Below are 419 nucleotides of genomic sequence, written 5' to 3' on the forward strand. Positions count from 1 at the left end.
GTGATTGATTTACGCGGCGTCCTTGCCGCGGGCGATGGCGACGATGCCGGTGCGGGCGACTTCGATCAGGCCGACTTCGCCCATCAGCTCGACGAACTTGTCGATCTTCTCGATCCCGCCGGTCACCTCGAAGACGAAGCTGCTGGTCGTCGCATCGACGACGCGCGCGCGATAGACGTCGGCCAGGCGCAGCGCCTCGATCCGATGATCGCCGGTACCGCGCACCTTCACCAGCGCCAGCTCGCGCTCGACATGCGGCCCCTCCGCGGTCAGATCGTGGACGCGGTGGACGGGCACCAGCCGGTCGAGCTGCGCCACGATCTGCTCCAGCGTCGCGGGCGATGCGCTGGTGACGATCGTGATCCGGCTGACCGCCTTGTCCGCGGTCACCTCCGACACGGTCAGGCTTTCGATATTGT

1 protein-coding gene is annotated in these 419 nt (G+C 66.8%); it reads right to left on the reverse strand.

Annotated elements, in window-relative coordinates:
* Positions 1–9: 9 nt before the first annotated feature.
* Positions 10–419: acetolactate synthase small subunit (ilvN, locus tag CVH10_RS17775; RefSeq protein WP_106489356.1), on the reverse strand; the 410-nt coding region annotated here is incomplete at its 5' end.

Origin of the sequence: Halomonas sp. ND22Bw (assembly GCF_003011945.1) — a bacterium.
In the GTDB taxonomy this organism is placed as follows: Bacteria; Pseudomonadota; Gammaproteobacteria; order Pseudomonadales; family Halomonadaceae; genus Halomonas; species Halomonas halophila.